The organism is Aminobacter sp. AP02 (genome assembly GCF_003148805.1).
In the GTDB taxonomy this organism is placed as follows: Bacteria; Pseudomonadota; Alphaproteobacteria; order Rhizobiales; family Rhizobiaceae; genus Aminobacter.
The window spans coordinates 21,579-46,892 of sequence record NZ_QGGX01000020.1; the positions used below are offsets into that span (position 1 = coordinate 21,579).

A 25,314-nucleotide genomic window follows, 5' to 3' on the forward strand; every position below is an offset into this window, starting at 1 on the left:
TCGGTTCGGGTTGCAAAAAAGCCCGGCCAAACCGCCGGGCTTTTTTGTCAGAGCCTTGAAATGGGCACTTAGGCCGACTTCTTCTTGTCGTCGTTGTCGTCGATTTCTTCGAAATCGGCATCGACCACGTCGCTGTCCTTGGCCGCGTCAGCTGCGGCATCGGATTCGGCCGCTTCCTTCTGCGAAGCCTCGTACATCGCCTGGCCGAGCTTCATCGAAGCTTCGGCGAGTGCCTGCGCCTTGGCGTTGATCGCCTCGGCATCGTCGCCTTCGGTCGCGGTCTTGAGCGCTGCGATCGCATCGGAAATCGCGGTGCGGTCGGCTTCCGTGACCTTGTCGCCATACTCCTTCAGCGACTTCTCGCTGCTGTTGAGCAGGCTTTCGGCCTGGTTGCGCGCCTCGACCAGCGCCTTGCGCTTCTTGTCGGCCTCGGCATTCACCTCGGCGTCCTTGACCATCTTTTCGATGTCGGCGTCGGAGAGACCGCCAGATGCCTGGATGCGGATCTGGTGCTCCTTGCCGGTGCCCTTGTCCTTGGCCGAGACGTTGACGATGCCGTTGGCGTCGATGTCGAAGGTCACTTCGATCTGCGGCACGCCGCGCGGTGCCGGCGGAATGCCGACAAGATCGAACTGGCCGAGCATCTTGTTGTCCTGCGCCATTTCACGCTCGCCCTGGAAGACGCGGATGGTCACCGCCGACTGGGAATCCTCAGCCGTCGAGAAGACCTGGCTCTTCTTGGTCGGGATCGTGGTGTTGCGCTCGATCAGGCGGGTGAACACGCCGCCCAGCGTCTCGATGCCCAGCGACAGCGGGGTCACGTCGAGCAGCAGCACGTCCTTGACGTCGCCCTGCAGCACGCCGGCCTGGATGGCGGCACCGAGAGCAACCACCTCATCGGGGTTGACGCCCTTGTGCGGCTCCTTGCCGAAGAACTGCTTCACGATCTCCTGGATCTTGGGCATGCGGGTCATGCCGCCGACAAGAACCACTTCGTCGATCTCGCCTGCCTTGAGGCCGGCATCCTTGAGCGCTGCCTTGCACGGCTCGATCGTGCGCTGGACAAGGTCGTCGACCAGCTGCTCGAACTTGGCGCGCGAAAGCTTCAGCGTCAGGTGCTTGGGACCGGTCGCGTCCGCGGTGATGAAGGGCAGGTTGATCTCGGTCTGGGTCGTCGACGACAGCTCGATCTTGGCCTTTTCCGCAGCTTCCTTGAGGCGCTGCAGGGCAAGCTTGTCGTTCTTCAGGTCGATGCCCTGTTCCTTCTTGAACTCAGCAGCCAGGTATTCGACGAGACGCATGTCGAAGTCTTCGCCGCCGAGGAAGGTGTCGCCGTTCGTCGACTTCACCTCGAACACGCCGTCGCCGATTTCAAGCACGGAAATGTCGAACGTACCGCCGCCAAGGTCATAGACCGCAATGGTCTTGCCTTCGGTCTTGTCGAGACCGTAGGCGAGGGCGGCCGCAGTCGGCTCGTTGATGATGCGCAGCACTTCCAGGCCGGCGATCTTGCCGGCATCCTTGGTGGCCTGGCGCTGGGCGTCGTTGAAATAGGCCGGAACGGTGATGACGGCCTTTTCGACCTTCTCGCCGAGATAGGCTTCCGCCGTTTCCTTCATCTTCTGCAGGATCATCGCCGAGATCTGGCTGGGCGACTGCTTCTTGCCGCCGGCCTCGACCCAGGCGTCGCCATTGTCGCCATTGACGATCTCGTAGGGGACAAGCTTCTTGTCCTTTGCGGTGACCGGATCGTCATAGCGGCGGCCGATCAGGCGCTTGACCGCAAAGACCGTATTTTCAGGATTGGTGACCGCCTGGCGCTTGGCCGGCTGGCCGACGAGACGCTCGCCGTCACCGGAAAAGGCGACGATGGAAGGGGTCGTGCGCGCACCCTCCGCGTTCTCGATGACTTTCGCGTCCTTGCCGTCCATGACGGCGACGCAGGAATTGGTCGTTCCCAGGTCGATGCCGATAACTTTTGCCATTTTTGTATCTTCTCTCCGCTAAGCAGGCTCTCTGGACCCATGAAGGCGTTCCGACGAAAGCCCCTGTTCACTCGAAATACCGCTCCGGACACCGGTTTTCCGGGCCGAAGCGGTGTTGCGGCGTATATAAGAACAGGCTTCTGGCAGCGCAAGCGTTCTGCAACTTTCCTTGCGCAGGACTCGGCAAAAGCCTGTGGCAAGCTCATATTCCATACATGAGTGAGCCGCATTCCATCAATCTCCTCGAGCACCGGCGCAATCATGCGGTCAATGCGCTGCAGACATGGCTGCTCGGTGCCGGCAGCCTGCTTTTGCTCGGCGTCACCGCCTGGGCCTTCGCCGGTAGCACCGGCATCCTGTATGCCATTGTCTTTGGCGCGCTCTCCATGTGGGCGGTCCGGCGCATTAGCCCGCAAATGGTCCTGTCGATGTACAAGGCACGACAGGTCACCCCGGCAGATTTTCCGGCCGGCTTCCGCATCGTCGAGGAACTTGCCCGCCGCGCCGAACTGCCGGCCACGCCGAAACTCTACGTCATACCGTCCAAGATGATGAACGCCTTCGCCGTCGGTCGCCGCAACGACGCGGCGATCGCCGTCACCGATGCGCTCGCCCGCACGCTGACGCCGCGCGAACTGGCCGGCGTTCTCGCCCATGAGATCAGCCACATCGCCCATGAGGACGTGAAGGTGATGGCCTTTGCCGACATGGTGTCGCGCTTCACCTCCTTCATGTCGACGGTCGGACTGGTGTCGTTGTTCTTCAATCTGTTCGGTTTTGCCGGGGGCTTCCGCACCCAGGTACCGTGGCTGGCTGTTGTGGTGCTGCTTGCCGCGCCAACTGTCGGCGGCCTGCTGCAGATGGCGCTTTCGCGCACCCGTGAATTCGAAGCCGATCTCGGTGCGGCAGCCCTCACCGGCGACCCCGACGGTCTAGCCTCGGCGCTGACCAAGCTCGAGCGCGCTCAGGGCCGATTGTGGGAAAACATCCTTCTGCCGAGCGGGCGCATTCCCGATCCCTCGGTGCTGCGCCCCCATCCGCTGACGGCGACACGCATAGCCCGGCTCAGGGCGCTCAGAACCGCCGAGATACCCGACGAGTTGGTGGCAGGTAGCACTGCCGGGCGGCGACATGTTCCGCGACCTTCGATAATCCCGAAAATCCGCGCGCATCCCGGTACCTATCTCCCGCGTGGCGCGCGCGGTTTCATCAATGCCGCCAACACCGATTTCGCCGACGACACCCGACCAGCCAGCGACGCCCCGCTCAACCCGCCTGCCAGCGCACCACGTATCCGCGTGACGCGCGGCGGGGTGTGGTGGTGATTTTGTGAGGTCGAGCGTGAATAGATTTTCCACGGGTTGGCAAGTTTTTTGTTGGGGCGCGTTGCCCCGGCTGTGATGATTGCGGCTGTTGCGACCACGGTTGCCGTTTCGAGGCATCCAGAGATCTGGGCCATCGATGTAGCTTCGTCGTCGAGGCAGCTGCCGCCGGGGTCCAAAGCTACCACGTCCAGGAGCTGTCACCCTCTGTCAGTTACCAGCGTGGATAGCCGAGCCCCTTCCACCACGCCCTCCGGAGCCATCGTATAATCATGCCAGTTCCTCCCATGGGAACGCCGGTCGCGACGGTGATCTGTGGGGAGGAACCGGCGCCTCCGGTGACGAGCCAACGTAGCTCGCTACCCGGCGAGGTTCCGTCCAATGGTTCCCCTCCTGGGACTACGCCCGGGGTGCGCTGGACGAGCGCTAGTGGGGCCGACGATGGGCGAAAATGCCTGGAGACGGCCTGCGGAAGCGGAACGGGCGGGAACAGAAATCGCCGGCGGGACGCGAGGTTCGCGCCACATAATTGTTATCGGAAGGCACGGCCTCGCGCCCCGCTTCCCGAACCACCTCCCTTTGACGGGAGTGCTCTTTGACAATGGCCAGGCGCAAAAGCGAGCGTGGCGGTGAAGAAGTGTGTTGGCCGAAGCGGGAACCTGCTCCGAAAAAGCTGGGTGATGGCCTTGCTTACAGAAACTCCATGAGTCCGCGCCGCACAAGATCGAGCGCCAGTACGGTAATCGCGATCTTGAACCACTTGCGAAAACTTTCCTCCGGCATGCGTTCGAGCAGCTTGGTGCCGTAGACGGTGCCGAAATAGCCGGAGACGATCATCGCGGCTATCAGCGGCAGCCAATCCCAGAAGGCGAAGCCGGCGAGACCGAAGACGATGATCTTGAGACCGTGCTGGGCCACCATGCCGGCGGCATGGGTTGCCACCAGGGCCTTGCGGTCGTTGGCGAAGAATTGCGCGAACAGCACCGAAACCAGCGGCCCGGTGGCACCGACCAGCATTCCCACGAGGGCCACCGCGACGCTCGCCACGGCAAGGCCGGCGCGGGTCAGCTTTTCGATGCCGGGAATCTTGGCCCACGTAATGGAGATGACGAAGGCGCCGAGCACCAGTTTAAGCAGAGCGTCGGGCAGCTGGATGACGACAAATGCGCCGATGACGGCACCCACCATGCTGCCCGCGATGAAGGGCGCTGCGACATCCATGCGCACATTGACGCGCTGGTGCCAGGCGCGGCCGGTATTGGAGCCGAGCTGGACAGCACCATGGACCGGGATGAGCGCGGCCACGGGCACGAACAGCCCCATCAGCGTCAGCATGGCAATGCCCCCGCCGACGCCGAAAGCTGCGGTCAGCGCCGAGGTGAAGGCGCTGGCGACGACGAGTGTTGCCGCGACAAGCGGCTCGAGTCCCTGGGGCAGGAGAGTGGCGAGGGCGTCCATGCGCCCTCGGTCCGCGCTCAGGCCTCCCGGCGCGTGAACTGGCCGGCGTAGCGGTAGCGCCAGAGGTAGCTCGGCAGGATCGAGGCGGTGGACTTGGGCGAAATGCCGATAGCAGCGATGGCGCGGCCCTCGTCCTGCGCGGCCTTCGACACGACATTGTCGGAGCGCAGCAGCATGACCTGGTCCTTGGTCAGCAGCGGGTTGGGCAGCAGGCCGAGCACGGAGGCCTGCAGGTTCGCGGCCCACCACGACATCGGCAACAGTATGCGCTTGCGGTCGATGACCTCGAGCATTTCTTCCATGCACTGCTTGAAGCTCAGGACCTGCGGACCGCCAAGCTCATAGACCGAACCGCCCTTGACCTTGCCGTCTACTGCGCGGGCAACGGCCTCGGCGACGTCGCCGACATAGATCGGCTGGAAGCGGGTTTCCCCGCCGCCGATGAGCGGCAGAACCGGCGAGAAACGGGCCATGTTGGCGAAGCGGTTGAAGAAGCCATCCTCAGGTCCGAAGACGATCGACGGCCGATAGATGACGGCATCGGGCATGGTGTCCAGGACGGCCTTTTCGCCACGCGCCTTGGTCTGGGCGTATACGGACTCGGAGTGCGCATTGGCGCCGAGTGCCGAGACGTGGGTCAGCGAAGCACCGACAGCGCGGGCGGCTTCGGCAACGGCGCGGGCGCCGAATTCATGCACCGTCGAGAATCGCTGGCGTCCGCTTTCATGCAGGATGCCGACGAGATTGATGACATGCGATGCGCCCTGTACCGCGCGGTCGACCGACCAGCGCACGCGCAGATTGGCCTGAACCGGTTGGATCTGGCCGACATTGCCCAGCGGCTGCAGGTGGAAAGCGAGATCGGGGCGGCGGCAGGCGACGCGTACCAGATACCCGCGCTGCGCCAGCGCCCGCACGACATGGCGGCCGAGGAAGCCGGATCCGCCAAATACGGTCACGAGTTGCGGGGTCTGCAGTATTTCGGTCATCGCTGGCTCCGGTCGCCAAAAGGGGCATGCCAAAAAGGGCACGGATGTAGCGTTTCTTAGCCCGTTTCGCGAAAAAGGCAATCATCGACAGACTGCGCGGAGCGGCCCGCGCCGATGTGGCGCGGGCTTGTGGTTTGCCTTGGGAGGCGAGCTCTAGAATTCGCGGCCGAGACGCGCGTCGACCGAGTGTCGGTTGCCGCCGCGCACGGCGAAGAACAGGAAGATCGCGGCCCAGATGATCGACTTTTCCGCGCCCTGGTAGCCCTGGCCCATGGTGATCCAGTGGAACCAGACGGTGACGAGAAGAACGAACATGGCGGCGAATGCGGCCGGGCGCGTGAACAGGCCGATGACGATCAGAGTGCCGCCGAAGAACTCGGTGCAGGACAACAGCAGCGACCAGAAGGCGCCGGGGTAGAAGCCGAGGCCTTCGACCATGCCGGCAGCGCCGAACGGGTCGGAGATCTTGCCGAGGCCGTGGGTGACAAGGGCTGCGCCGGCGACGACGCGCAGGATCGTCTCGGCGGCATCATGCAGGTTTGAATAGAGGCCACGAAGTGCGGGAATGAAGAGTCGGCGGCCGGAATTTTCGGTCGTCAGGGTCAAGGACATGTCTCCGTTTGCGGGGCTACGCATGATCGAATGTTGCAACGCACCAACGCAGCAAAGGTTACGTCACGGTCAAGTCAACAAGGTTTGATATAAATATGATTGACAAAGTCAACTTTGAAAAATGTTGGAACCTGTCGGCAGCGGGAGGCGTTCACCCCTCAGTGCGGCGGACCTGTCGTGCCTATTCCAAAAGGAGAAATGCAATGAATTGGAACCAGATCGAAGGCAATTGGGAGCAGTTCAAGGGCAAGATTCAGAGCCAGTGGGGCAAGCTCACCGATGACGATCTCGACGTCATCAAGGGCAAGCGCAAGGAACTCGCCGGCCGTCTCCAGGCACGCTACGGCAAGGCCCAGGAAGATGCCGAGAAAGACATCGACACCTGGCTGTCGCGCCACTGAACCGTTACTTGCAACATCGCTTGTTCAAAGCCCCGCCGCGTGCGGGGCTTTCTCGTTCACCCGGACTGCCGCGCTGAGAACTCGGCAATGCGCGCATGCACCGGCGCCGGCACGGTGATGCCTTCGGCTTCCGATCGGGCGCGTGCGGCGGCTTTTGCCGGGCCGGGAATGTGGACGCCGTAACGGCCCGACAGCCGATCGAGCTGGACGCGCATGCGGATATCGAACCCGGGGTCAAAAAGCTTGGGGTCGAGCGCCACAATAAACAGGCCTGTATCAGGCGACTGGTGACCCTCGGTGATCGAGGGAGCGTCGAGCGACCAGTTGGCGCCCGATACGCCGGCGGCAAGCACCTCGACCATCAACGCGATGTTGGCGCCGCGTGCGCCGCCGAAAGCCAGCAGCACGCCCTTCATCGCCTTCTTGGCGTCGGTCGTCGGTTTGCCCCTTGCATCGAGCGCCCAGCCCTCGGGAATGGGCTCGCCGTCATGGGCTGCCTTGCGGACATTGACGAACGCCGTGGCGCTCGACGACTGGTCGATGATGAGCGGCGGGCCGTCGACGACCGGGGCCGCCAGCGATATCGGATTGGTGCAAAAGACCGGCTTGGTCGATCCGGAGCCGGCGACCAATGCCGGCCCGTTGGTTGCGGCCAGCGCCACCAGGCCCGCTTCGGCGAGGCGGCCGGTGAAATAGCCGAGCGCGCCGCAGGTATAGGTATTCTTTTGCGAGAAGATGGTGACGCCGAACAGGTGCGCCGCCTTGGCGATGTCGTTGAAGCTGCGGTCGAAGCCGGTATGCGCTGCGCCGCCTTGCCCGTCGGACAGGTAGATGGCGAGAGCGGGCCGATGGATGACCGGTTCTGCCTTGCCATCGATACGCCCGGCCTGAAGGGCCTCGAGATAATCGATGTAGTGGGCAAGTCCGACGCTCGGCTGGCCGTCGGCCTCGGCGGCGACGGCGGCAAGCGCGATGGAACGCGCCGTTTCTTCGCTGGCGCCGGCACCGATGGCTGCCGAGATGCACAGCGAACGTGCCTCGTCGAGGCTGAGTGTGACAGTCTTGGTATGCGGCATGGGCGTTATCCCAGTCTGGCCGGAATCCGCGCCTCCAGTTTTCGGAAGGCGAAGACGAGAATGCCGGTGATGATCAGATAGATAAGCGCGAGCAGCAAGAGCGGCTCGTAGACGATGAAGGTGTCCTGGCGAACGCGTGAAGCGACGGCATAGATGTCGATCACCGTGATGGTGGCGACCAGCGGTGTCGCCTTGAGCTGGAGTACGGTTTCGCCGGCCAATGTAGGCAGCGCGCGGCTGACCGCCTGCGGCAGCCAGATCCGGCGGAAACGCTTCCAAGGGCTCATGCCGAACGCGCGGGCAGCCTCCAATTGACCCCGTGGCACGCCGGCAAAGGCACCGCGCATGACCTCGCCCTCATAGGCGGCATAAGACAAGGTCAGCGCCACGACTGCATAGGGCCAAGCTTGCCGCAGGATCGGCCATAGATCGGACTGCCTTATCCATGGATATTGCGGAAACAGCGATCCGAGGCCGTAGTAGAGCAACCAGAGCTGGAGCAGCAGCGGGGTGCCGCGGATGACCGTGCAGAACGCCTTCGCCGGCCAGGCGAGCCAGAACGGGCCGGCGGCCTGGGCAAGTCCGAGCGGGATGGCGAGCATGAAGCCGAGCGTGCAGGTCACCACCAGGATCCAGATGGTGCGCCAGATGCCGAGCAGCGCGAGGTCGAAATAGTTGGGCAGCCAGTCCCAGCGCATGAAGAAGATGGCCGAGAGTACCAGTGCAACGGCGATAGCGATCAGCACGATCCGGTGCGGCTGCAGCCATTCGGACCGCCCCGTGGAAGTTGATTCTGCTCGGGCTGCGGCGCTCATTGGCCGCTCTCCGTCACCGGAGGCATGCCGCGCCGGGCCCAGCGTTCGATGCGGCCGATGATGACGTTGGAAAACAGCGTCAGCAGCAGATAGAGCACGCCCGCGGCGACGAAGAAGGTAAAATAGGCCTTGGTCGTGGCGCCGGCCTGGCGGGTTTCCTGGGTCAGCTCATTGAAGCCGACGACGGCCAGAAGCGCGGTGTCCTTGGTGGCGATGAGCCAGAGATTGGCGAGGCCGGGAATGGCGAAGGGCAGCATCGCCGGCAAGGTGATGCGGCGCAGCATCTTGCCGGGCGGCATGCCATAGGCGCGGGCAGCCTCGATCTGGCCTTGCGGGATGGCAAGGATGGCACCGCGGATGACTTCTGTGGCATAGGCGCCCTGGACGACGCCGAGCACGCAGATGCCGGCGACAAGGCCGGATATGTCGATGGGCGCATAGCCGAAGCTGTCGAGCGCGCGGTTGATGAGGTCGGTGCCGGCATAATAGAGCAAGAGGATCAGCACCAGTTCCGGCACGGCGCGCACGACCGTGGTGTAGATCTCCATCAGGTCGCGCACCATCGGGCTGCCATAAAGTTTGCCCCAGGCGCCGGCGATTCCGATCGCGAGACCTAGGCCGAAGGCCCCGACAGCGATCTGGATGGAGTTGGCGAGCCCGCGCAAGAGATTGGCGCCCCAGCCGGGCGGCGAGATCGACAGCAGCTCGATGGTGGCTGATTGCAGCATCGGGTTCAGGAGGTTCTCGATCGGCATGCTCCTCGATGGCGCCTCAGGAAAACGATGAGCGGCGGTGACAAAAAACCTCGCCCCGGCTTGCGGGGCGAGGGTGGCTATGTGGCGTCAGCGGACGTCACTTGCCGTAAATGTCGAAGTCGAAATATTTCTTGGTGATCTCGGCATATTTGCCATTGTCGCGCAGGGCCTTGATGGCGGCGTTGAACTTTGCCTTCAGCGCCTCGTCGCCCTTGCGCAGGCCAACGCCGACGCCAGGTCCGAGCACTTCGAGGTCTTCGGCGACGTCCCCCTTCATGTCGCAGCAGGCCTTGCCCGCGTCGGTGTCAAGGTAGGTCTTGAGCGACAGCGAATCCGCTTGCACCGCGTCGATGCGGCCGGCGGCGAGGTCCGCCTGTGCCTCATCCTGCGTCTGGTAGATCTTGATCTCGGCGGCGCCTTCGCCGAAGTGCTTCTTGGCGTATGCCTCATGCACGGTCGACACCTGCACGCCGATGATCTTGCCCTTCAGCCCTTCCGGCGTGGCGTCGAACTTGGCGTCCTTGGCGCCGATAATGCCGGTGGGTGTGTTGTAATATTTGTCGGAGAAGTCGATCGACTTCTTGCGCTCGTCGGTGATCGACATCGAGTTGATGATGGCGTCGATCTTTTTGGAATTGAGCGCCGGAATGAGGCCGTCCCACGCTGTCATGGTGATGGTGCATTCAAGCTTGGCCTCGGCGCAGAGCGCTTCGATCATGTCGATCTCCCAGCCGCCCCATTTACCGGAAGCGTCGGGCGATTCGAAGGGCGGGTAGGGTTCGGGCGCCATGCCGACCTTGATCGCCTCGGCGCTGGCGCCTCCCGCGCTCAAGCCAAGAACCAAGGCCAGGGCCGCTGTAGCAAGCAGTGCTTTCATGCTGTCACTCCCGTTTGTCGTCGTTTCGGATGTTCCCCTGATTTCGTCCGCGCTATCCGATGCTGCGGATGAATTGCTTGAGGCGCTCCGATTTCGGAGCGCCGAATATCTGTTCGGGCGGGCCTTCTTCCTCGACCACGCCGTTCCAGAGATAGATCACATGTGTCGCAACCTCGCGGGCGAACTTCATCTCATGGGTTACCAACACCATGGTGCGGCCCTCGCGGGCGAGGTCGCCGATGACCTTGAGCACTTCGCCGACCAGTTCAGGATCGAGTGCAGAGGTCGGTTCGTCGAACAGCATGACGCGCGGCTGGACGGCAAGCGCTCGCGCGATCGCCGCGCGCTGCTGCTGGCCACCTGAGAGATAGGCGGGATAAACATCGCGCTTTTCGGCGAGGCCGACACGGGCCAGGAGCTTTTCGGCTTCGACGATGGCGTCACTGCGCTTGACGCCCAAAACATGCACCGGCACCTCGATGACGTTTTCGATCAGCGTCATGTGGCTCCACAGATTGAAGCTCTGGAACACCATGCCAAGCCGCGAGCGGATGCGCTCGATCTGGCGCCGGTCGGCCGGCACGCTGTCGCCCAGGCTGTTGGGCTTGAGCCGGATCTGCTCGCCATTGACGCGGATGATGCCGCTGGTGGGGTTTTCCAGGCAGTTGATGCAGCGCAGCAGCGTCGACTTGCCCGAGCCCGAGCCGCCGATGATCGCCACCACCTCGCCGTCGCGGGCAGACAGCGAAACGCCCTTCAGCACATGCAACTGGCCGAACTTCTTGTGCAGGTTTTCGACATGGATGGCTTCGGCGGCGACGCCGTCTGTGGGGGCAGGGCGTTGGGCTGCAACAACTGCAGCCATCAGCGATGGCCCCAGTGCGTGAACGTTTTCCCGTCAGCGTGCAATCGGCTGCTCATGGTTCGCGTCGCGATGTCCCCGGGCGGTGAGGATGGACCTTCAAGCCTTGCGGCGTCAACGGCACCATTCCCGCTTCTTGTCGCCATTACGGCACTTGCGACGTTGTTATGCAAGTGTATAAATATTGGTACGATCAAACTTTCTCCGGAAGATGCGAAGGTGATGGCACACGGCTCACTGCCCATGGCGCCGTCGCGCCAGGTAATTGCGCGATGACGGTCGCTGGCCGGCGAAAATTCCGTCGCGAAGGCGAGGAGCGCCGGCGGCAGGATCTGATCGAGGCGACCCTCGATTGTGTCGCTGAACACGGGCTGCAGGGTGCTACCGTCAGGGCGATAGCATCGCGCGCCGGCGTGACAGCCGGGCTGATACGGCACTATTTCCCCGGCAAGGAAGAGCTTCTGCAGGCATCCTATGCGACGATCATGGGGCGCATGACCGAGCTTGCGAAGACGGCACTCGCGACCGTCGAGCAGGATCCGCGGCGGCGCCTCGCGGCATTCCTCGAGGCAAGCCTAGTGCCTCCGGTCATCGATGTCAGGACATTTTCCATCTGGGGGAGCTTCATCGGCCGGGCAGGGTCGGACCCGGCGCTGGGCGTCGCTCACCGGGCTGGCTATCTCGGTTTCCGCGACGAGGTCGAAACGTTGGTCGCCGAGGTGTTCTCGGGCTCGGGGCGGCTGGCGAGTGCAGGCGAACTGCGCAGGCACGCTATCGCCATCAACGCCATCATCGACGGATTGTGGGTCGAAGGCTGCCTGGCCGGCGACATGTTCGAGAACGGCGAACTGGCCGAAATCGGGATCGGCTCGGTCGAAGCGATGCTCGGCTTGAGATTGCGGCGGGAGGAACTGGCATGACGACGATCGGCGAAGCTCTCATCGAGTTGCTCGAGGCCTATGGCGTCGACACGGTATTCGGTATCCCTGGCGTGCATACCATCGAACTCTATCGCGGGCTGGCGCGGTCGAAGATCCGCCATATCACGCCGCGCCACGAGCAGGGCGCCGGCTTCATGGCCGATGGTTATGCTCGAGCGTCAGGGCGGCCAGGCGTCGCCTTCGTCATCACCGGTCCGGGGCTGACCAACACCATCACGGCGATGGCCCAGGCGCGGGCCGACTCCGTGCCGATGCTGGTGATTTCAGGCGTCAACGCCACACCGACGCTCGGCAAGGGGCTCGGCTATCTGCACGAACTGCCGGATCAGCTGGGCATGATGGCAAAGGTGGCGTTGTCGTCGAAGCGGGTGACTGAGGCAGCGGAACTGCCTGGAGCTGTATCAGAGGCCTTCGAGATTTTTGCGACCCGGCGGCCCGGCCCGGTGCATATCGAGATCCCGCTCGATGTGATGGGCAGGCCGGCGGATGGGCTGAAACCGTTGCCGAAGCGCGAGATTGCGCAAGTCGTTGACGAGACGGCGATTGCCGAGGCCGTTCACCTGATCCGCGAGGCGAAGCGACCGCTGATCCTCGCTGGCGGTGGCGCGAAAGGCGCTGAAGCGGCGCTTTTTGGGCTGGCCGAGAAACTCGATGCGCCGGTCGTGACCACGGCCAACGGTCGCGGTTTGCTGCACGGCCGCGGCCTCAGCGTGCCCGCGAGCCCCAGCCTGAAAGCGGTGCGGTGCCTGATCGCCAATGCCGATCTGGTGATTGCCGCCGGCACCGAGTTCGGTCCGACCGACTACGACATGTATGGCGATGGCGATTTTGTGCTGCCGAAAAACCTCATCCGGATCGACATCGATGGCGCGCAGCTTGGACGGCGACCGGCCGCCGTTTCGATCCTGGCCGATGCGGTTGAGGCTCTTGAGAGACTGAAAGCCGGACTTGGAAGCGAGGGGCGATCGGCTGAAGGTGCCGCACGCGCCAAGGCAGCGCGGGAGGCTGCGTGGGAAGAGATCGGCCCAACCATGCGCGAGCAGGTCAAAGCCGTCGAGACGATCCGGGCCGCACTGCCCGGCTCGATCATCGTTGGCGACTCCACCCAGCCGGTCTACGCCGCCAATCTCTACTACGACCATGACCGTCCGGGCGGCTGGTTCAACGCCGCGACGGGCTATGGCGCGCTCGGCTATGGCCCGCCGGCGGCGATAGGCGCTGCTTTGGCTGTACCCGATGCGCCAGTCGTTTGCCTGAGCGGCGATGGCGGTTTCCAGTTCACGCTGCCGGAACTGGGAGCAGCGCTCGATGCGAATGCGCCCGTCATCTTCGTCGTGTGGAACAATCGCGGCTATCGCGAGATTGAAACCTCGATGCTCGATGCCGGCATCGAACCTGTCGGCGTGTCGCCGGTGCCACCGGACGTGCTGCTGGTTGCGCAAGCCTATGGCCTCCAGGCAGAGCGCCTGTCTGACATCGGAGCGCTTGACGGTGCGCTGAAGAAAGCACGCTCGACGGCAAAACCCTGTCTGATAGAAATTACCGTCGAATAGGCCGCGCTGCGCGGCCGGTCGCGGGAGTTGAGCATGACGAGAAGTTTCGAAGGCCGGCACGTCGTTGTATCAGGCGCAACCGGTTCGCTGGGAGCTGCGGTAACCAGGCACTTGCTTGGCGAAGGTGCTGTCTGCCATCTGCCCGTCAGCCGGGCGAAAGCGCCGGAGGGTTTCGAATTCGCCGGTCATGAACGCGTGCATATCGCCACCGGCGTCGACCTGACCGACGCCAGGGCCGTCGATGCCTTCTATAAGGCCGTCCCCAGCCTCTGGGCCTCGATCCATTCAGCCGGCGGCTTCGACATGGCGCCGATCGACAAGGTCGATCCCGACCAGTTCGGCCAGATGATGGACATTAACGCCAAGACCGCCTTCTTGTGCTGCCGTGCTGCTGCCCGCTCGATGCTTGCCGGCAAGGCCGGCGGCCGCATCGTCAACGTCTCCGCGCGTGCCGGCATCGAACCGCGCAAGGGTGGCGGAATGGCCGCTTATGCGGCGAGCAAGGCCGCCGTTGCGGCGCTTACCTTTGCCTTAGCCGAGGAGCTGAAGGGCGCTGACATATTGGTCAACGCCGTGGCGCCGTCCACGCTCGACACGCGGGCGAACCGCGCCGACATGCCCAAGGCGGATTTCGCCAAATGGGTCAGCCTGGAAGCTGCGGCGGCTGCCATCGCGCATCTCGCTTCGCCTGCCAACCTGGTCACCAGCGGCACGGTGGCGGCCCTTTACGGACGAGCCTAGCGGGCCGCTGGCGCAGGAAAACTGCGATCGGCTGACCGGTCGGACGCAGGGGCGCTTTAGTGCGCGAGCCCGCCACTTGCGACGCCGAGCAGCCTTGCCGGCAGGTAGATGACCAGCGAGGCAGCCCCGGTGATGATGTTGGTGCTGTCGGCGAGAAGGGTCTCGCCCTGGGCGCCTTCTCCGCGCACGCCGATGTCACGGTTCAGGGCCCCGCTGGCAGCCAGCGCCATGAGTGTTGGCGAGCTGGCGAAGACGTCGTGGCTGCCGCCATCGAGATCGGAAGTGTCGAGAACGGTGATGTTTTCGTCCTGCAGCGCCTGGATGTCAGCTCCGCTGCCTACGCGGGGGTGCCCCCCCGTAAGCCTGCCCGAAACGCCGAGCGCCTTGTCCTTGCGCGACACCAGGATGGTGAAGGGACGCGGCAACGGGTCGATGTCGCGCACCTGGCTCTGGAACACGTCGATGTCGATGTCGGGCGCAGCCAGGATCACCCCGCCGAGACGGTTGATGTATTGTTGGCGTCCACTGAGTGCCAGGCTGCGCAGCGCCTCCATCACCACATATGTGCCCATCGAATGGCCGACCAGGACGATGCGCTTGGCCTTGGTGCGGGTCGCGATCTCGATGGTTTCGGCAAGCCCGTCGCGGCTGTAGGCGGCACTGTCGCGATCATAGACGTAGAGCGGCAGCGAACCGCCCGAGGGCCAGGCGTAGTGTAGTGCCACCGCCTTGACGTGGTAGTCGTTCATGATTTGCGCGTTGCGGAAGACGCTGTCGGCGAAATTGTTGTTGTAGCCGTGGACGAAAATGGCGATTTCGCGCTCATTTGCCGGGCGCTTCGCCAGCGCCGCGTCCAGCGCGTCGACGAATTGCTGCTTGTCGTCATAGGGCTGGAAGCTGCGGGCGAGGAAATCGCGCGCCGGATTGGGCGCGCGGTCGCTCTTTTCGACCTTGCCTGGGACGTGGGTCTTGGGGATGCCGATCTCGAACTTGGCGAAGTTGAGCGATTTCGCCCGGGCAGCCGAAAAAGGCGCTGCGAGGTCATCGGAGCGCGCACGCATAGTCGAGACGTAGACCGGCACCACAACCGCCGACTCGCCCTCCCGGCTGTCGCCGAGGCCGAGTACGGCTCTGCCGGCACAGCCGGACACCACCAGCAACACGAGAAAGAACGTCAGAAAACGCAACTTGGTCATGGCCGGGCTCGGGATGCTGGGCAGGGCTTGCTGACTTAAGAGCAGCAAATCCTACCCACGGCAAGCTTGAAGCGGCCGATCCATTTTCTTTGGATGCATTCGGATGCTCTGTGAAGCATTCTGGCATCACTCATGGCTTTTCTGGTCGTTCAGGCGGGGCCATAAGCGACGTTTCAGCTCGCGGCTACATACGCATAGCCCGTGCCCTTCTTCTCGGCATAACCAATTCCCGGATAAGGCCAGTGGAAGCCAAGCATCTTGATCTTGTCGGTGGCAGCCCGGTCGAGAAACGTCTTGCGGGTCTGGATGGCAAGGTCGGGAATGCTGTCAAAGCCGAAACGCCATTCTGGGTGCGGGAAGGCTATCGGTACCGCAACGATGGCGTCGCCGACGATGATCAGCATTTCATCGCCGGGGATCTCGAACGAGACGTGGCCGGGTGTATGGCCGGGCGTGTCGAGCACCCGGATGCCGGCATGGACCTCGTCGCCCGGCTTGAACATCGTCACCTTCTCTTTTACCGCCGTGAGGTTGTTCTGCGCACCGAGAACGAAGGGCTGCATGGCCTCGGGCACCTTGGTGACAAGGTCCTTGTCCATCCAGAAGTTCCATTCGGCGGCGGCCGCATAGTAGGCAGCCTTCGGGAAGGTGAGGTTCCCGTCCGTGCCAAGCGTTCCCCAGATATGGTCGGGATGCGCGTGGGTGAACACGACCTTGGTGATGCTGTCGGGTTGGATGCCCGCTAGTGCGAGGTTTGCAACCAGCTTGCCTGCAGTGGGTTGGAAGTTCGCGCCAGACCCTGTGTCGAACAGGATCGTGTCGGCTCCCGAGCGGATCACAGCGACATTGGCGTCGGGCTTGATTTCGGTGCCGGTGATGCCGGCGGCGTCGAGCAACTGCTTGAGCGCGTCCGGCGGCGCGTCGGGCGCGAGGATGCTGGTGGGAAAGACCAGGTGGCCGTCGCTCACCACCGTGATGTCGAGCGCACCCCGCTTGAAGCTGTATGGCCCGGCCAGCGCAAGCGCCCGAAGTGGCAAAACACCGACAGTGACAAGGGTGGCCGCGGCTGTGAGAAAGCGCCGGCGGCTGTGCCCGTGCCAATCACGATCGACGAGGGGGAGGCTCTCATGGCCGGCGCCCAAGAAAAAACCCGCCGGATCGCTCCGGCGGGTCTTTCAGTTCACGACAATGAGCGGATGGCTCAGTTGTTGCGGTTCTTCAGGGCTGCGCCCAGGATGTCGCCGAGCGAAGCGCCGGAGTCGGTCGAGCCGTACTGAGCGACTGCTTCCTTCTCTTCAGCGATTTCCAGCGCCTTGATCGAGACCTGCAGCTTGCGGGTCTTCTTGTCGAAGGCGATGATGCGGGCGTCAACCTTCTGGCCGACGACGAAGCGCTCGGGGCGCTGCTCGTCACGGTCACGCGACAGGTCGGAACGCTTGATGAAGGTCTCGATGCCGCTCTCGACGAGACGGACTTCGAGGCCACCATCCTTGATGCCGATGACTTCGCAGGTGACGACGGCGTTCTTGCGCAGTTCGCCCGAGGTCGCGGCTTCGGTCACGGTGTCGCGGCCGAGCTGCTTGATGCCGAGCGAGATGCGCTCCTTGTCGATGTCGACGTCGAGAACCTGAGCCTTGACCATGTCGCCACGGTTGTACTCTTCGATGACCTGCTCGCCCGGACGGTTCCAGTCGAGGTCGGACAGGTGCACCATGCCGTCGACGTCGCCGTCGAGACCGATGAACAGGCCGAATTCGGTCTTGTTCTTGACTTCGCCTTCAACTTCGGTGCCGACCGGGTGGTTACGGGCGAATGCTTCCCACGGATTCTCGAGCGTCTGCTTGAGGCCGAGCGAGATGCGGCGCTTGGCCGGATCCACTTCGAGCACGACCACGTCGACCTGCTGGGTGGTCGACAGGATCTTGCCGGGGTGCACGTTCTTCTTGGTCCACGACATTTCCGAAACGTGGATGAGGCCTTCGATGCCCGGCTCGAGTTCGACGAACGCACCGTAGTCGGTGATGTTCGTGACGGTGCCGGTGATCTTCTTGCCGATCGGGAACTTGGTGCCGATGTCCGACCACGGATCCGACTCGAGCTGCTTCATGCCGAGCGAGATGCGGTGGGTTTCCTGGTTGATGCGGATGATCTGCACCTTGACCGTCTGACCGATGTTGAGGATTTCGGTCGGATGGTTGACGCGGCGCCAGGCCATGTCGGTAACGTGCAGCAGGCCGTCGATGCCGCCGAGGTCAACGAACGCGCCGTAGTCGGTGATGTTCTTGACCACGCCCTCGACAACCTGACCCTCTTCGAGGTTCTGGACGATCTCGGAGCGCTGCTCTGCACGGCTCTCTTCGAGAACGGTGCGGCGCGACACGACGATGTTGCCACGACGGCGATCCATCTTGAGGATCTCGAAGGGCTGCGGGTTGTGCATGAGCGGGGTGACGTCGCGGATCGGACGGATGTCGACCTGCGAACGCGGCAGGAAAGCAACGGCGCCGTCGAGATCGACGGTGAAGCCGCCCTTGACCTGGTTGAAGATGACGCCTTCGACGCGCTCACCCTTGGTGAACTTCTCTTCGAGCTTGACCCAGCTCTCTTCGCGGCGAGCCTTGTCGCGCGACAGCATGGCTTCGCCAAGCGCGTTTTCGATGCGCTCGACATAGACCTCGACGGTGTCGCCAACCTTGAGCGAGCCGTCCTTGGCCTTGGCGCCGAATTCCTTAAGCGGAACGCGACCTTCGACCTTCAGGCCGACGTCGATGATGGCCATGTCTTTTTCGATGGCCGTGACGATACCCTTGACGACCTGGCCTTCGCCCGAATGACCGTCCGAGAAGGACTCTTCGAGCAGGCTCGCGAAATCGTCGCGGGAGGGATTAGCTTGTGACATTGGATCTCCTGGTGCGTCCCGTCTTGCGGGAGCGGCGCCGTGGGTTAGCGTTGCGTTGACCTGTCAACATCCCGGGCCAAAGGCCCTTGGCCGCCTGAAGCGGCAAATCGGCGCAAGAAGAATGCGGACAGGTCGGTTAAGTGGCGAAATCCGGGGATTTCTGCCTGCTCTCAGCTTCCGAGGACACGATCGACGATATCCCTGGCTGCAGAAAACGCGGCTTCTATATCCATTTCTGACGTATCGAGCAAGTGTGCGTCGTCGGCGGGCCGCAATGGAGAGTCGGCGCGGCCTGTGTCGCGCTCGTCGCGGCGCACGATATCGGCCAGGATGCCGGTGAAATCGGCGGTGCCGCCATTGGCCTCGATCTCGGCGAGGCGGCGCTGGGCGCGAACCTCGGCACTTGCGGTGACATAGAGCTTCACGTCGGCGTCGGGGCAGACCACGGTGCCGATGTCGCGCCCGTCGAGCACCGCACCTTGCGGCGCGCGCGCGAATTCACGCTGCTTGTCGACCAGGATTTTTCTCACTTCGGGGATCACCGCAACCCTGGATGCCGCTTCGCCGACGGCGTGCGCCGACAGCACTTTGCGGTCGAGATGGCCAAGCTCGACGAGCCTTGCGGCCTCGATGGCGTGGGCGACGTCGTCGAGCGGCCAACCCTTTTCGATCAGCATGTGGGCGACGGCGCGATAGGTCAGCCCGGTGTCGAGCAGCGCCAGATGGTAGTAGTCGGCGAGGCGACGGGCGAGGGTGCCCTTGCCGGCGCCTGCCGGGCCGTCGATGGCAATGGTTATGGAGGTCGACATGTCTTCGCGCGGATCCTTGGTCAGACGCCGCGCATCAGGCCGCCATCGACCTTCAGGCTCTGGCCGGTGATGTAGGCAGCCCCCTCGGAGGCAAGGAATGCGATGGTGGCGGCGATCTCTTCCGCCGTGCCGTAGCGCTGCATCGGCACGCCGTCGCGGCGCTCGTCGGTCTGCGGCAGGCTGTCGATCCAGCCCGGCAACACGTTGTTCATGCGGACATTGTGCGGGGCGTACTGATCGGCGAAGAGTTTGGTGTAGGCGGCGAGGCCGGCGCGGGCGACCGCCGAAGTCGGAAACATCGCCGCCGGTTCGCCGACCCATGCGGTCGAAATGTTGACGATGGCGCCGCCCTTCTGGTCGACCATGATCGGCGCCACCAGCCGCGTCGCGCGCACCACGTTCATGAAATAGACGTCGATGCCGGTATGCCACTGCTCGTCGGTGATCTCGAGCAGCGGGGCGCGTGGGCCATGGCCGGCGCCGTTGACCAAAACGTCGATGCGACCCCACTTGTCCATGGTCAGGCCGACGAAGCGCTTGAGGTCGTCGTTCGACTGGTTGGAGCCGGTGAAGCCGAGCCCGCCGAGCTCCTTGGCAAGTGCTTCGCCCTTGCCTGACGAGGACAGTACGGCGACGGAATAACCGTCCGCCGCCAGCCTGCGCGCCGCCGCAGCCCCCATGCCGCTGCCGCCGCCGACGATCATAGCCACTTTATCAGACACGCAATTCTCCCTGTTCCTGACCGGCCTCGAACTGTTAGCGCCTGGGCGCTTTCGGGAGGCCTTTTGACTGCTTCACCAAATCCGCGATGGTCCGGTCGGCCGCTTCCTGGCGGGCCAGCTTTCGTGCCTGATCGAACCTTCCATATTCCGCCTCGGCGAATTGTCTAGCGGCCGAGGCACTCACCGAGCCGCCCGTTCGCAGCACAGTTCGCCCCAAATTGGCAAGCTGCCTGTCGAGCAGATCTTGTGCGTCCAGCATGACAACGAGGCGCCCAAGGTCGAGCTGATCCTCGAAGATGTCGAGGAGGATCGTCGTCAGCCGATTCAGCTCACGTATTTCTGTCTCGCCGAGATAGTTCTTGGAGACGGTTACGTCTGCCTTGCGAATACTGTCGCCTTGCCAGGACATAAGTCCCATGTTTGCCACAGCGTGGTCGGCCCTCTCCGAGATGATCTCGGCCGGCGTGTGCGAGGTTACCGCGTAGACGAGCTTGGCCTGGGTCCTCTGATAGAACTCGCGGGCAGCTTCCTTGTTGGCGTCATAGTCCTGGCACATGGCGCAGATCTGGCGAAGTTCCCGGTAGATGTTGGCTTCGTCCGACCGGATGTCACGGATGATCTCGCGAAGCTCGGAAACGCGGTCCCTTGCCTCGGCCTGCTTGAGACGGGGTGCGTCGACCACAAAGCCTTTCTTTGCGAACTGGACGAGAATGCCAGTGGCCCAGCGCCTGAAGATCGTGGCTTGCGCCGAAGAGACGCGGTAGCCGACGGAGATCACTACATCGAGATTGTAGAGTGTGGCTGGTCTGCCGCTAGTTGTTTGCGTTTTCCGCAAAGAACTAGGCTCGTCCAGCTCTCCCTCCTCAAACACGTTCGTGATGTGTCGCGAGATGGTCGATACGTCTTTGCCAAATAGCTGCGCAATCTGGGCCTGGGGCATCCACAGGGTCTCGCCTTCGTAGCGAATGTCCAGGCGAAGGCCCTTTTCGGAATCATAAACCAGAAAGCGATCGCCGGATTCTGCATCCTCAACCAGACGAACCGGCCCCGCGTTTTCCTTGCTCATATAGCCACCTGTCCTGCGCGAGAACATATTGGCAACGTTGCTATGACAGTCCGCGCTCGGACTCAAGTAGGCTTGCGCCTATTCGATCGCCGCGCCCAGCTCAGCCATCAGGCCCATGAATTCCGGAAAGCTCGTCGCGATCATCGCCTGGTCATCGACGGTAACAGGTTTTTCCGAAGCCAGGCCCATGACCAGGAAGCTCATGGCGATGCGGTGGTCGAGATGGGTCTTGACCACACCGCCACCGAGACCCTTGCCGCCGGGGACGCCGCGGACCGAAAGCGTCGCATGACCTTCGGTGCATTCGACGCCGTTGGCTTCGAGGCCGCGCGCGACAGCCGCCAGCCGGTCGGATTCCTTGACGCGCAGCTCTTCCAGCCCCTGCATCAGGGTCTCACCCTCGGCGAAGCAGGCGGCCACCGCCAGCACCGGGTATTCATCGATCATCGACGGCGCGCGGTCGGCCGGGACCTTGACGCCCTTGAGTTCGGAGCCGCGCACGCGCAGGTCCGCGACGTCCTCGCCGCCGGCGTTGCGCGGGTTGAGGATGTCGATCTTGCCGCCCATTTCGATCAGAGTGGTGATCAGGCCGGTGCGGGTCGGGTTCATCAACACGTTTTCGATGGTGATTTCGGAGCCCGGCACGATGAGCGCTGCAACCAGCGGGAAGCCGGCCGACGAGGGATCGCCGGGAACGGCGATGATCTGGCCCGTCAGCTTGCCCTGGCCTTCGATGAAGATGTGGCGCACGCCCTGCTCGTCGGTCTGGACTTCGATGTTGGCGCCGAAGCCCTTGAGCATCTTTTCGGTGTGGTCGCGCGTCATCACGGGCTCGATGACGGTGGTGATGCCCGGCGTGTTGAGGCCGGCGAGCAGGACCGCCGACTTGACCTGGGCGGAGGCCATGGGCACCCGATAGGTGATGGGGGCCGCCTGGCGCGGACCTCGAAGGGTCAGCGGCATGCGGTCGCCGGGAGCGGCGTTGATCACTTGAACGCCCATCTGGCGCAGTGGATCGAGCACGCGGCCCATCGGCCGGCCCGACAGCGAGGCGTCGCCGATGAAGGTGGTTTCCATGTCATAGGTGCCGACCAGGCCCATTGTCAGGCGCGAGCCGGTGCCGGCATTGCCGAAGTCGAGCGGCGCCTCGGCCTGCAGAAGGGCGCCATTGCCGGTGCCCTGGATGATCCATTCGCCGTTGCGCTTTTCGATATGCGCGCCCATCGCCTTCATCGCATCGCCGGTGCGCATCACGTCTTCGCCTTCGAGCAGTCCGGTGATGCGGGTTTCGCCGGAGGCCAAGCCGCCAAACATGAAGGAGCGGTGCGAAATCGACTTGTCGCCTGGCACGCGGGCGGTTCCAGACAGGGATTTTGACTTCCGGGCGACGGCCGGCTGTGGCACAGCTTGATGCGACATGGTGTTCCTCGTGCGGGATGACCCGAGAAACCGGGCTTTCCCAATGATTGCGGCGGTGTCGTAGCATCGATTGCTGTAACGGTCATCCCCCATTGCCCCTGCCGGGGGATTTGGCTTTGACAGCGCCACAAACTGCGGCTAAGGGGACGAAAATCTAGAAAACGAGGCCTGACGTGGCAAAATCCGAGCTTGGCACAAAGCGCATCGACCCTGAGACGGGTCGCAAATTCTACGACCTGAACAAAGACCCGATCGTCTCGCCCTATACCGGCAAGACCTATCCGCGCTCCTATTTCGAAGACAGCAAGGCTTCGGCCGTTCTGGAAGAGGACGAGGAAGTCGAGACCAAGGAGCTCGATCCGGAAGAGGAAGGCGCAGAAGTCGTGTCGCTCGAGGATGCCGACGATGAGGCGAAGGGCGGCGACGACCTGCCGGATCTCGATGACGACGATGTCGATCTCGGCGACGATGACGACGACACCTTCCTTGCCGACGAGGAAGAGGAAGACGACGACGTCTCCGACATGATCGGCGTCGGCGACGACGAAGACGAGATCTGATCAAGCTTTTCGGGAAACCGAAAAAAGGTTTCGATCAAGGCTTGCCAATGGTCGAATGCGGCGCTAGAAGCCGCCAACAAATGCGGTGCGGACGACAAATTCGCACCGACCTCTTCGCCGGAAACGGCGCCGGCTGACTGCCGGGTGTGGGGCCATAGCTCAGCTGGGAGAGCGCCTGCATGGCATGCAGGAGGTCAGCGGTTCGATCCCGCTTGGCTCCACCAAATCAGTCTTTCTAATTCCTGAAATCATCGTTTGCTTGATTGCCGGCTCTTGCCGCAACGCGCGTCGGCGATTCGCTATGCGAACATCAGGCCACAATTGGCTTTGCGGGCACGTTGGTTGCCGTCGCTCCCCCGGCAACGATGGCGAAAGCGGTCATTGGCCTTTTCACGCTTCGCGCACGCCGGTCAAACGACCGTCAAACGCTGGGATCACGCCTGCGTGGCAATCTACCGTCCGCAGGGTCCAGAGGGCGCCAGGTTGAACACCAGCTCTCCGATCGTCTGCGAAGCAACAACGGAGGCTTACATGACCAGGATAATTCTTGCGTGGATAGCAGCCCTCACAACCGTCACGCTGGTTTACGCTGGCGGCATTGCGGGAAGAGAATGCCATGAAGTCAACGGTCATCAATCTTGCGTTAAGATGAATGACACTGACGGACGTTGAGAAGGCTTAAAGCCCCACTCTGGCCATCGCGCCGCCGATAGTACGGTTGTCGATCCGCGCGGCGGATGGCCGAGAGATGCGAAGGCCTACGACTCAGTAGGCCTTCACAAGACGCGACCTGGGCGCGTAGCTGTTTTTCCCGGCATCGTCAGGGTGACCCCTATGTTTTGTCGTTCCCCGGCAGACCGGCACGGGGGCATTCAACCCCTCATCAACGGGATGGCCGCCGGACCGCGCGGCGCAGCCGGATGATTCGACGCAGCTTGCCTCGGCCCGAACTGCTTTTGACCGCGCCTTCACTGGTCGTGGCCGGGTTGGCGCAGATCATCAGCATCAGTTGGCTGGCAGGCTATCCCGAAGCTGTCATGTCTGGCAGCTGCGGGCGTCGACCGGCAGTGTCTGGGCTTCGCCGCCTTCGCTGCGAAGCGTAAAGCTGTCGAAATTGGCGATCGTGGCGCAGGAATGATTGGGGAATACCCGGACGCGGCTGCCGAGCGGCAAGCCGCGGCCCGACACCGGCACGAAGCCATGCTCCTCCGACATTCTTTCGAGCGTCCACACGCCGGCGTCGCTGCCGCCATCGGCGCCGATGACAATGCCGAAGCTGTTGCCGCCCATACCATGCGCGCCGCGGTCTGAACTCATGGTCTTCGACCCGGCATCGATGATGAAATGTTTGTCATTCGAGGCGACGACCCGGGCAACGACGGAAAGCGCCAGATCGTCGGCGCTGCAGATGCCGAGCCTGAGCGCGGTGCCATCAAGAAAGACATAGTTGCCCGGCCTGACGCAGTCGACCGCCTGAAGCGGTGCGCCTACACATGTCGGAGTTGCCCCCACCGAGATGCAGGCTACCTCGATGCCGTGGCTTTTCAGCTCGGTCGCGAGGCCCGTCATGGCCGCTGCCTCGTCACGGGCGACTCGGGCAATACCGCCAGCATCGGTAGCGGCATAGGAGTGACCGGCGTGCGACAGCAGGCCGGCGAAACGCAGGCCCTCCGCTTCGACGATGCGCACGCAGACATCGAGCGCCGCTGGATCATGCGGCTTCAGGCCGACACGGCCGAGGCCGACATCGACCTTGAGGAACACACCGATTTCGACGCCGTGGCGCGTCGCAGCCGCGGACAGCGCATCGACGCCGGTTTCGCTTGCCGCGATGGTGCGCAGCTCGGTTCCACGTGCCTTCACAGCCGGCAGCAGGCGGTCGAGCGATTCGGGGCTTACGATCGGGTAGGCAAGAATGATCGACGGGATGCCCGCCTCGACGAAGACCATCGCTTCGCTCGGTTTGGACGCGGTGATGCCGCGTGCGCCCAAAGCCAGCTGCTGTTGCGCCAGATAGATGCTCTTGTGCGTCTTGACGTGGGGAAACATGTCCAGGCCGGCCGCGTCGACGCGGCTTTGCATGGACCGCATGTTGCGCTTCACCCGCATCTCGTCGACCTCGACATAGGGCGTCGGCAAAACGGCGGCGGCTGGCCGCCGCAGGCCATCAATCTTGAACTGGGACACCGTGTCAATATGGGCCGTTGCGCTGCCAGCCGCGGAGGCGTGCGCCAGCGACACTTTTGAAGTGGACAT

The 25,314-nt window shown here is 63.3% G+C and carries 23 protein-coding genes and 1 tRNA gene; 7 read left to right on the top strand and 17 right to left on the bottom strand.

The genetic code is table 11. From position 1 onward, the window contains the following. Positions 1 to 68: 68 nt before the first annotated feature. A complete protein-coding gene (dnaK, locus tag C8K44_RS21910; protein ID WP_109577901.1) occupies positions 69 to 1,985 on the bottom strand; it encodes a molecular chaperone DnaK in 1,917 nt (638 codons plus the stop codon). A gap of 215 nt (positions 1,986 to 2,200) precedes the next feature. Here dnaK and C8K44_RS21915 point away from each other — a divergent pair, with 215 nt between their 5' ends. Further along, positions 2,201 to 3,310, top strand: a complete 1,110-nt coding sequence (locus C8K44_RS21915; RefSeq protein WP_109577902.1) for a zinc metalloprotease HtpX — start codon at positions 2,201 to 2,203, stop codon at positions 3,308 to 3,310. 687 nt (positions 3,311 to 3,997) lie between these two features. Here the strand turns inward: C8K44_RS21915 and C8K44_RS21920 are convergent. The 3 genes from C8K44_RS21920 to C8K44_RS21930 all read right to left on the bottom strand — a co-directional run bounded on the left by C8K44_RS21920 (position 3,998) and on the right by C8K44_RS21930 (position 6,366). Next, entirely contained in the window at positions 3,998 to 4,765 is a 768-nt protein-coding gene (locus tag C8K44_RS21920; RefSeq protein ID WP_109577903.1) for a sulfite exporter TauE/SafE family protein, read from the bottom strand. A gap of 17 nt (positions 4,766 to 4,782) precedes the next feature. Then, positions 4,783 to 5,754, bottom strand: coding sequence for a complex I NDUFA9 subunit family protein (locus C8K44_RS21925; RefSeq protein WP_109577904.1), 972 nt, complete (start codon positions 5,752 to 5,754; stop codon positions 4,783 to 4,785). Between the two features lie 153 nt (positions 5,755 to 5,907). Next, the gene (locus tag C8K44_RS21930; protein ID WP_199227173.1) at positions 5,908 to 6,366 is read right to left on the bottom strand and encodes a DoxX family protein; all 459 of its coding nucleotides are present in this window, start codon (positions 6,364 to 6,366) and stop codon (positions 5,908 to 5,910) included. Between the two features lie 203 nt (positions 6,367 to 6,569). Here C8K44_RS21930 and C8K44_RS21935 point away from each other — a divergent pair, with 203 nt between their 5' ends. Next, on the top strand, positions 6,570 to 6,767 hold the full coding sequence (locus C8K44_RS21935) for a CsbD family protein (protein ID WP_109577905.1): 198 nt from the start codon (positions 6,570 to 6,572) through the stop codon (positions 6,765 to 6,767). A gap of 56 nt (positions 6,768 to 6,823) precedes the next feature. Here C8K44_RS21935 and C8K44_RS21940 read toward each other — a convergent pair whose 3' ends face one another. The 5 genes from C8K44_RS21940 to C8K44_RS21960 form a co-directional block, all read right to left on the bottom strand. Beyond that, positions 6,824 to 7,843: an Ldh family oxidoreductase gene (locus C8K44_RS21940; RefSeq protein ID WP_109577906.1), complete on the bottom strand. Its 1,020-nt coding sequence runs from the start codon at positions 7,841 to 7,843 to the stop codon at positions 6,824 to 6,826. Between the two features lie 5 nt (positions 7,844 to 7,848). Further along, positions 7,849 to 8,658: an ABC transporter permease subunit gene (locus tag C8K44_RS21945; protein WP_109577907.1), complete on the bottom strand. Its 810-nt coding sequence runs from the start codon at positions 8,656 to 8,658 to the stop codon at positions 7,849 to 7,851. Continuing rightward, positions 8,655 to 9,413, bottom strand: a complete 759-nt coding sequence (locus tag C8K44_RS21950; protein ID WP_109577908.1) for an ABC transporter permease — start codon at positions 9,411 to 9,413, stop codon at positions 8,655 to 8,657. Before C8K44_RS21950 ends, C8K44_RS21945 begins: the two co-directional genes overlap by 4 nt. Positions 9,414 to 9,510: 97 nt before the next feature. Beyond that, on the bottom strand, positions 9,511 to 10,290 hold the full coding sequence (locus tag C8K44_RS21955; protein WP_109577909.1) for a transporter substrate-binding domain-containing protein: 780 nt from the start codon (positions 10,288 to 10,290) through the stop codon (positions 9,511 to 9,513). Between the two features lie 52 nt (positions 10,291 to 10,342). Then, the gene (locus tag C8K44_RS21960; protein ID WP_109577910.1) at positions 10,343 to 11,155 is read right to left on the bottom strand and encodes an ABC transporter ATP-binding protein; all 813 of its coding nucleotides are present in this window, start codon (positions 11,153 to 11,155) and stop codon (positions 10,343 to 10,345) included. 269 nt (positions 11,156 to 11,424) lie between these two features. Here C8K44_RS21960 and C8K44_RS21965 point away from each other — a divergent pair, with 269 nt between their 5' ends. From C8K44_RS21965 to C8K44_RS21975, 3 genes are read left to right on the top strand one after another with little or no spacing between them, the layout of a single operon-like run. Continuing rightward, positions 11,425 to 12,072 carry a TetR family transcriptional regulator C-terminal domain-containing protein gene (locus C8K44_RS21965; protein WP_109577911.1) on the top strand — a complete coding sequence of 216 codons (648 nt, stop codon included), beginning with the start codon at positions 11,425 to 11,427 and terminating at the stop codon, positions 12,070 to 12,072. After that, positions 12,069 to 13,646 carry a 5-guanidino-2-oxopentanoate decarboxylase gene (locus C8K44_RS21970; protein ID WP_109577912.1) on the top strand — a complete coding sequence of 526 codons (1,578 nt, stop codon included), beginning with the start codon at positions 12,069 to 12,071 and terminating at the stop codon, positions 13,644 to 13,646. The genes C8K44_RS21965 and C8K44_RS21970 overlap by 4 nt, the downstream gene beginning before the upstream one ends. A 33-nt stretch (positions 13,647 to 13,679) precedes the next feature. After that, on the top strand, positions 13,680 to 14,387 hold the full coding sequence (locus C8K44_RS21975; RefSeq protein WP_109577913.1) for an SDR family NAD(P)-dependent oxidoreductase: 708 nt from the start codon (positions 13,680 to 13,682) through the stop codon (positions 14,385 to 14,387). 56 nt (positions 14,388 to 14,443) lie between these two features. Here the strand turns inward: C8K44_RS21975 and C8K44_RS21980 are convergent, their stop codons facing one another. The 7 genes from C8K44_RS21980 to aroA all read right to left on the bottom strand — a co-directional run bounded on the left by C8K44_RS21980 (position 14,444) and on the right by aroA (position 22,498). Further along, positions 14,444 to 15,583 carry an alpha/beta fold hydrolase gene (locus C8K44_RS21980; RefSeq protein WP_109577914.1) on the bottom strand — a complete coding sequence of 380 codons (1,140 nt, stop codon included), beginning with the start codon at positions 15,581 to 15,583 and terminating at the stop codon, positions 14,444 to 14,446. A 173-nt stretch (positions 15,584 to 15,756) separates the two neighbouring features. After that, positions 15,757 to 16,725 (bottom strand): MBL fold metallo-hydrolase, encoded by a 969-nt coding sequence (locus C8K44_RS21985; protein WP_109577915.1) that lies wholly within the window; start codon positions 16,723 to 16,725, stop codon positions 15,757 to 15,759. A 59-nt stretch (positions 16,726 to 16,784) separates the two neighbouring features. Next, a complete protein-coding gene (rpsA, locus tag C8K44_RS21990; protein ID WP_109577916.1) occupies positions 16,785 to 18,482 on the bottom strand; it encodes a 30S ribosomal protein S1 in 1,698 nt (565 codons plus the stop codon). A gap of 170 nt (positions 18,483 to 18,652) precedes the next feature. Beyond that, a complete protein-coding gene (cmk, locus tag C8K44_RS21995) occupies positions 18,653 to 19,291 on the bottom strand; it encodes a (d)CMP kinase (protein ID WP_109577917.1) in 639 nt (212 codons plus the stop codon). Between the two features lie 20 nt (positions 19,292 to 19,311). Then, entirely contained in the window at positions 19,312 to 19,995 is a 684-nt protein-coding gene (locus C8K44_RS22000; protein ID WP_109577918.1) for an SDR family oxidoreductase, read from the bottom strand. Positions 19,996 to 20,047: 52 nt separating this feature from the next. Beyond that, the gene (gene rhuM / locus C8K44_RS22005) at positions 20,048 to 21,079 is read right to left on the bottom strand and encodes a RhuM family protein (protein WP_109577919.1); all 1,032 of its coding nucleotides are present in this window, start codon (positions 21,077 to 21,079) and stop codon (positions 20,048 to 20,050) included. Between the two features lie 78 nt (positions 21,080 to 21,157). Beyond that, positions 21,158 to 22,498, bottom strand: a complete 1,341-nt coding sequence (gene aroA, locus C8K44_RS22010) for a 3-phosphoshikimate 1-carboxyvinyltransferase (RefSeq protein ID WP_109577920.1) — start codon at positions 22,496 to 22,498, stop codon at positions 21,158 to 21,160. A gap of 173 nt (positions 22,499 to 22,671) precedes the next feature. Between aroA and C8K44_RS22015 the strand changes: the two genes are divergently transcribed. Beyond that, a complete protein-coding gene (locus C8K44_RS22015; protein ID WP_109577921.1) occupies positions 22,672 to 23,058 on the top strand; it encodes a TIGR02300 family protein in 387 nt (128 codons plus the stop codon). 148 nt (positions 23,059 to 23,206) lie between these two features. After that, positions 23,207 to 23,282 (top strand) — tRNA-Ala (locus C8K44_RS22020). Positions 23,283 to 24,093: 811 nt separating this feature from the next. Here the strand turns inward: C8K44_RS22020 and C8K44_RS22025 are convergent. Next, the gene (locus C8K44_RS22025; protein ID WP_109577922.1) at positions 24,094 to 25,314 is read right to left on the bottom strand and encodes an alanine racemase; all 1,221 of its coding nucleotides are present in this window, start codon (positions 25,312 to 25,314) and stop codon (positions 24,094 to 24,096) included.

Coding starts and splice junctions, on each gene's coding strand:
- dnaK (WP_109577901.1), bottom strand. CDS start 1,985: ATGGCAAAAGTTATCGGCATCGACCTGGGAACGACCAATTCCTGCGTC.
- C8K44_RS21915 (WP_109577902.1), top strand. CDS start 2,201: ATGAGTGAGCCGCATTCCATCAATCTCCTCGAGCACCGGCGCAATCAT.
- C8K44_RS21920 (WP_109577903.1), bottom strand. CDS start 4,765: ATGGACGCCCTCGCCACTCTCCTGCCCCAGGGACTCGAGCCGCTTGTC.
- C8K44_RS21925 (WP_109577904.1), bottom strand. CDS start 5,754: ATGACCGAAATACTGCAGACCCCGCAACTCGTGACCGTATTTGGCGGA.
- C8K44_RS21930 (WP_199227173.1), bottom strand. CDS start 6,366: ATGTCCTTGACCCTGACGACCGAAAATTCCGGCCGCCGACTCTTCATT.
- C8K44_RS21935 (WP_109577905.1), top strand. CDS start 6,570: ATGAATTGGAACCAGATCGAAGGCAATTGGGAGCAGTTCAAGGGCAAG.
- C8K44_RS21940 (WP_109577906.1), bottom strand. CDS start 7,843: ATGCCGCATACCAAGACTGTCACACTCAGCCTCGACGAGGCACGTTCG.
- C8K44_RS21945 (WP_109577907.1), bottom strand. CDS start 8,658: ATGAGCGCCGCAGCCCGAGCAGAATCAACTTCCACGGGGCGGTCCGAA.
- C8K44_RS21950 (WP_109577908.1), bottom strand. CDS start 9,413: ATGCCGATCGAGAACCTCCTGAACCCGATGCTGCAATCAGCCACCATC.
- C8K44_RS21955 (WP_109577909.1), bottom strand. CDS start 10,290: ATGAAAGCACTGCTTGCTACAGCGGCCCTGGCCTTGGTTCTTGGCTTG.
- C8K44_RS21960 (WP_109577910.1), bottom strand. CDS start 11,155: ATGGCTGCAGTTGTTGCAGCCCAACGCCCTGCCCCCACAGACGGCGTC.
- C8K44_RS21965 (WP_109577911.1), top strand. CDS start 11,425: ATGACGGTCGCTGGCCGGCGAAAATTCCGTCGCGAAGGCGAGGAGCGC.
- C8K44_RS21970 (WP_109577912.1), top strand. CDS start 12,069: ATGACGACGATCGGCGAAGCTCTCATCGAGTTGCTCGAGGCCTATGGC.
- C8K44_RS21975 (WP_109577913.1), top strand. CDS start 13,680: ATGACGAGAAGTTTCGAAGGCCGGCACGTCGTTGTATCAGGCGCAACC.
- C8K44_RS21980 (WP_109577914.1), bottom strand. CDS start 15,583: ATGACCAAGTTGCGTTTTCTGACGTTCTTTCTCGTGTTGCTGGTGGTG.
- rpsA (WP_109577916.1), bottom strand. CDS start 18,482: ATGTCACAAGCTAATCCCTCCCGCGACGATTTCGCGAGCCTGCTCGAA.
- cmk (WP_109577917.1), bottom strand. CDS start 19,291: ATGTCGACCTCCATAACCATTGCCATCGACGGCCCGGCAGGCGCCGGC.
- C8K44_RS22000 (WP_109577918.1), bottom strand. CDS start 19,995: ATGATCGTCGGCGGCGGCAGCGGCATGGGGGCTGCGGCGGCGCGCAGG.
- rhuM (WP_109577919.1), bottom strand. CDS start 21,079: ATGAGCAAGGAAAACGCGGGGCCGGTTCGTCTGGTTGAGGATGCAGAA.
- aroA (WP_109577920.1), bottom strand. CDS start 22,498: ATGTCGCATCAAGCTGTGCCACAGCCGGCCGTCGCCCGGAAGTCAAAA.
- C8K44_RS22025 (WP_109577922.1), bottom strand. CDS start 25,314: ATGTCCACTTCAAAAGTGTCGCTGGCGCACGCCTCCGCGGCTGGCAGC.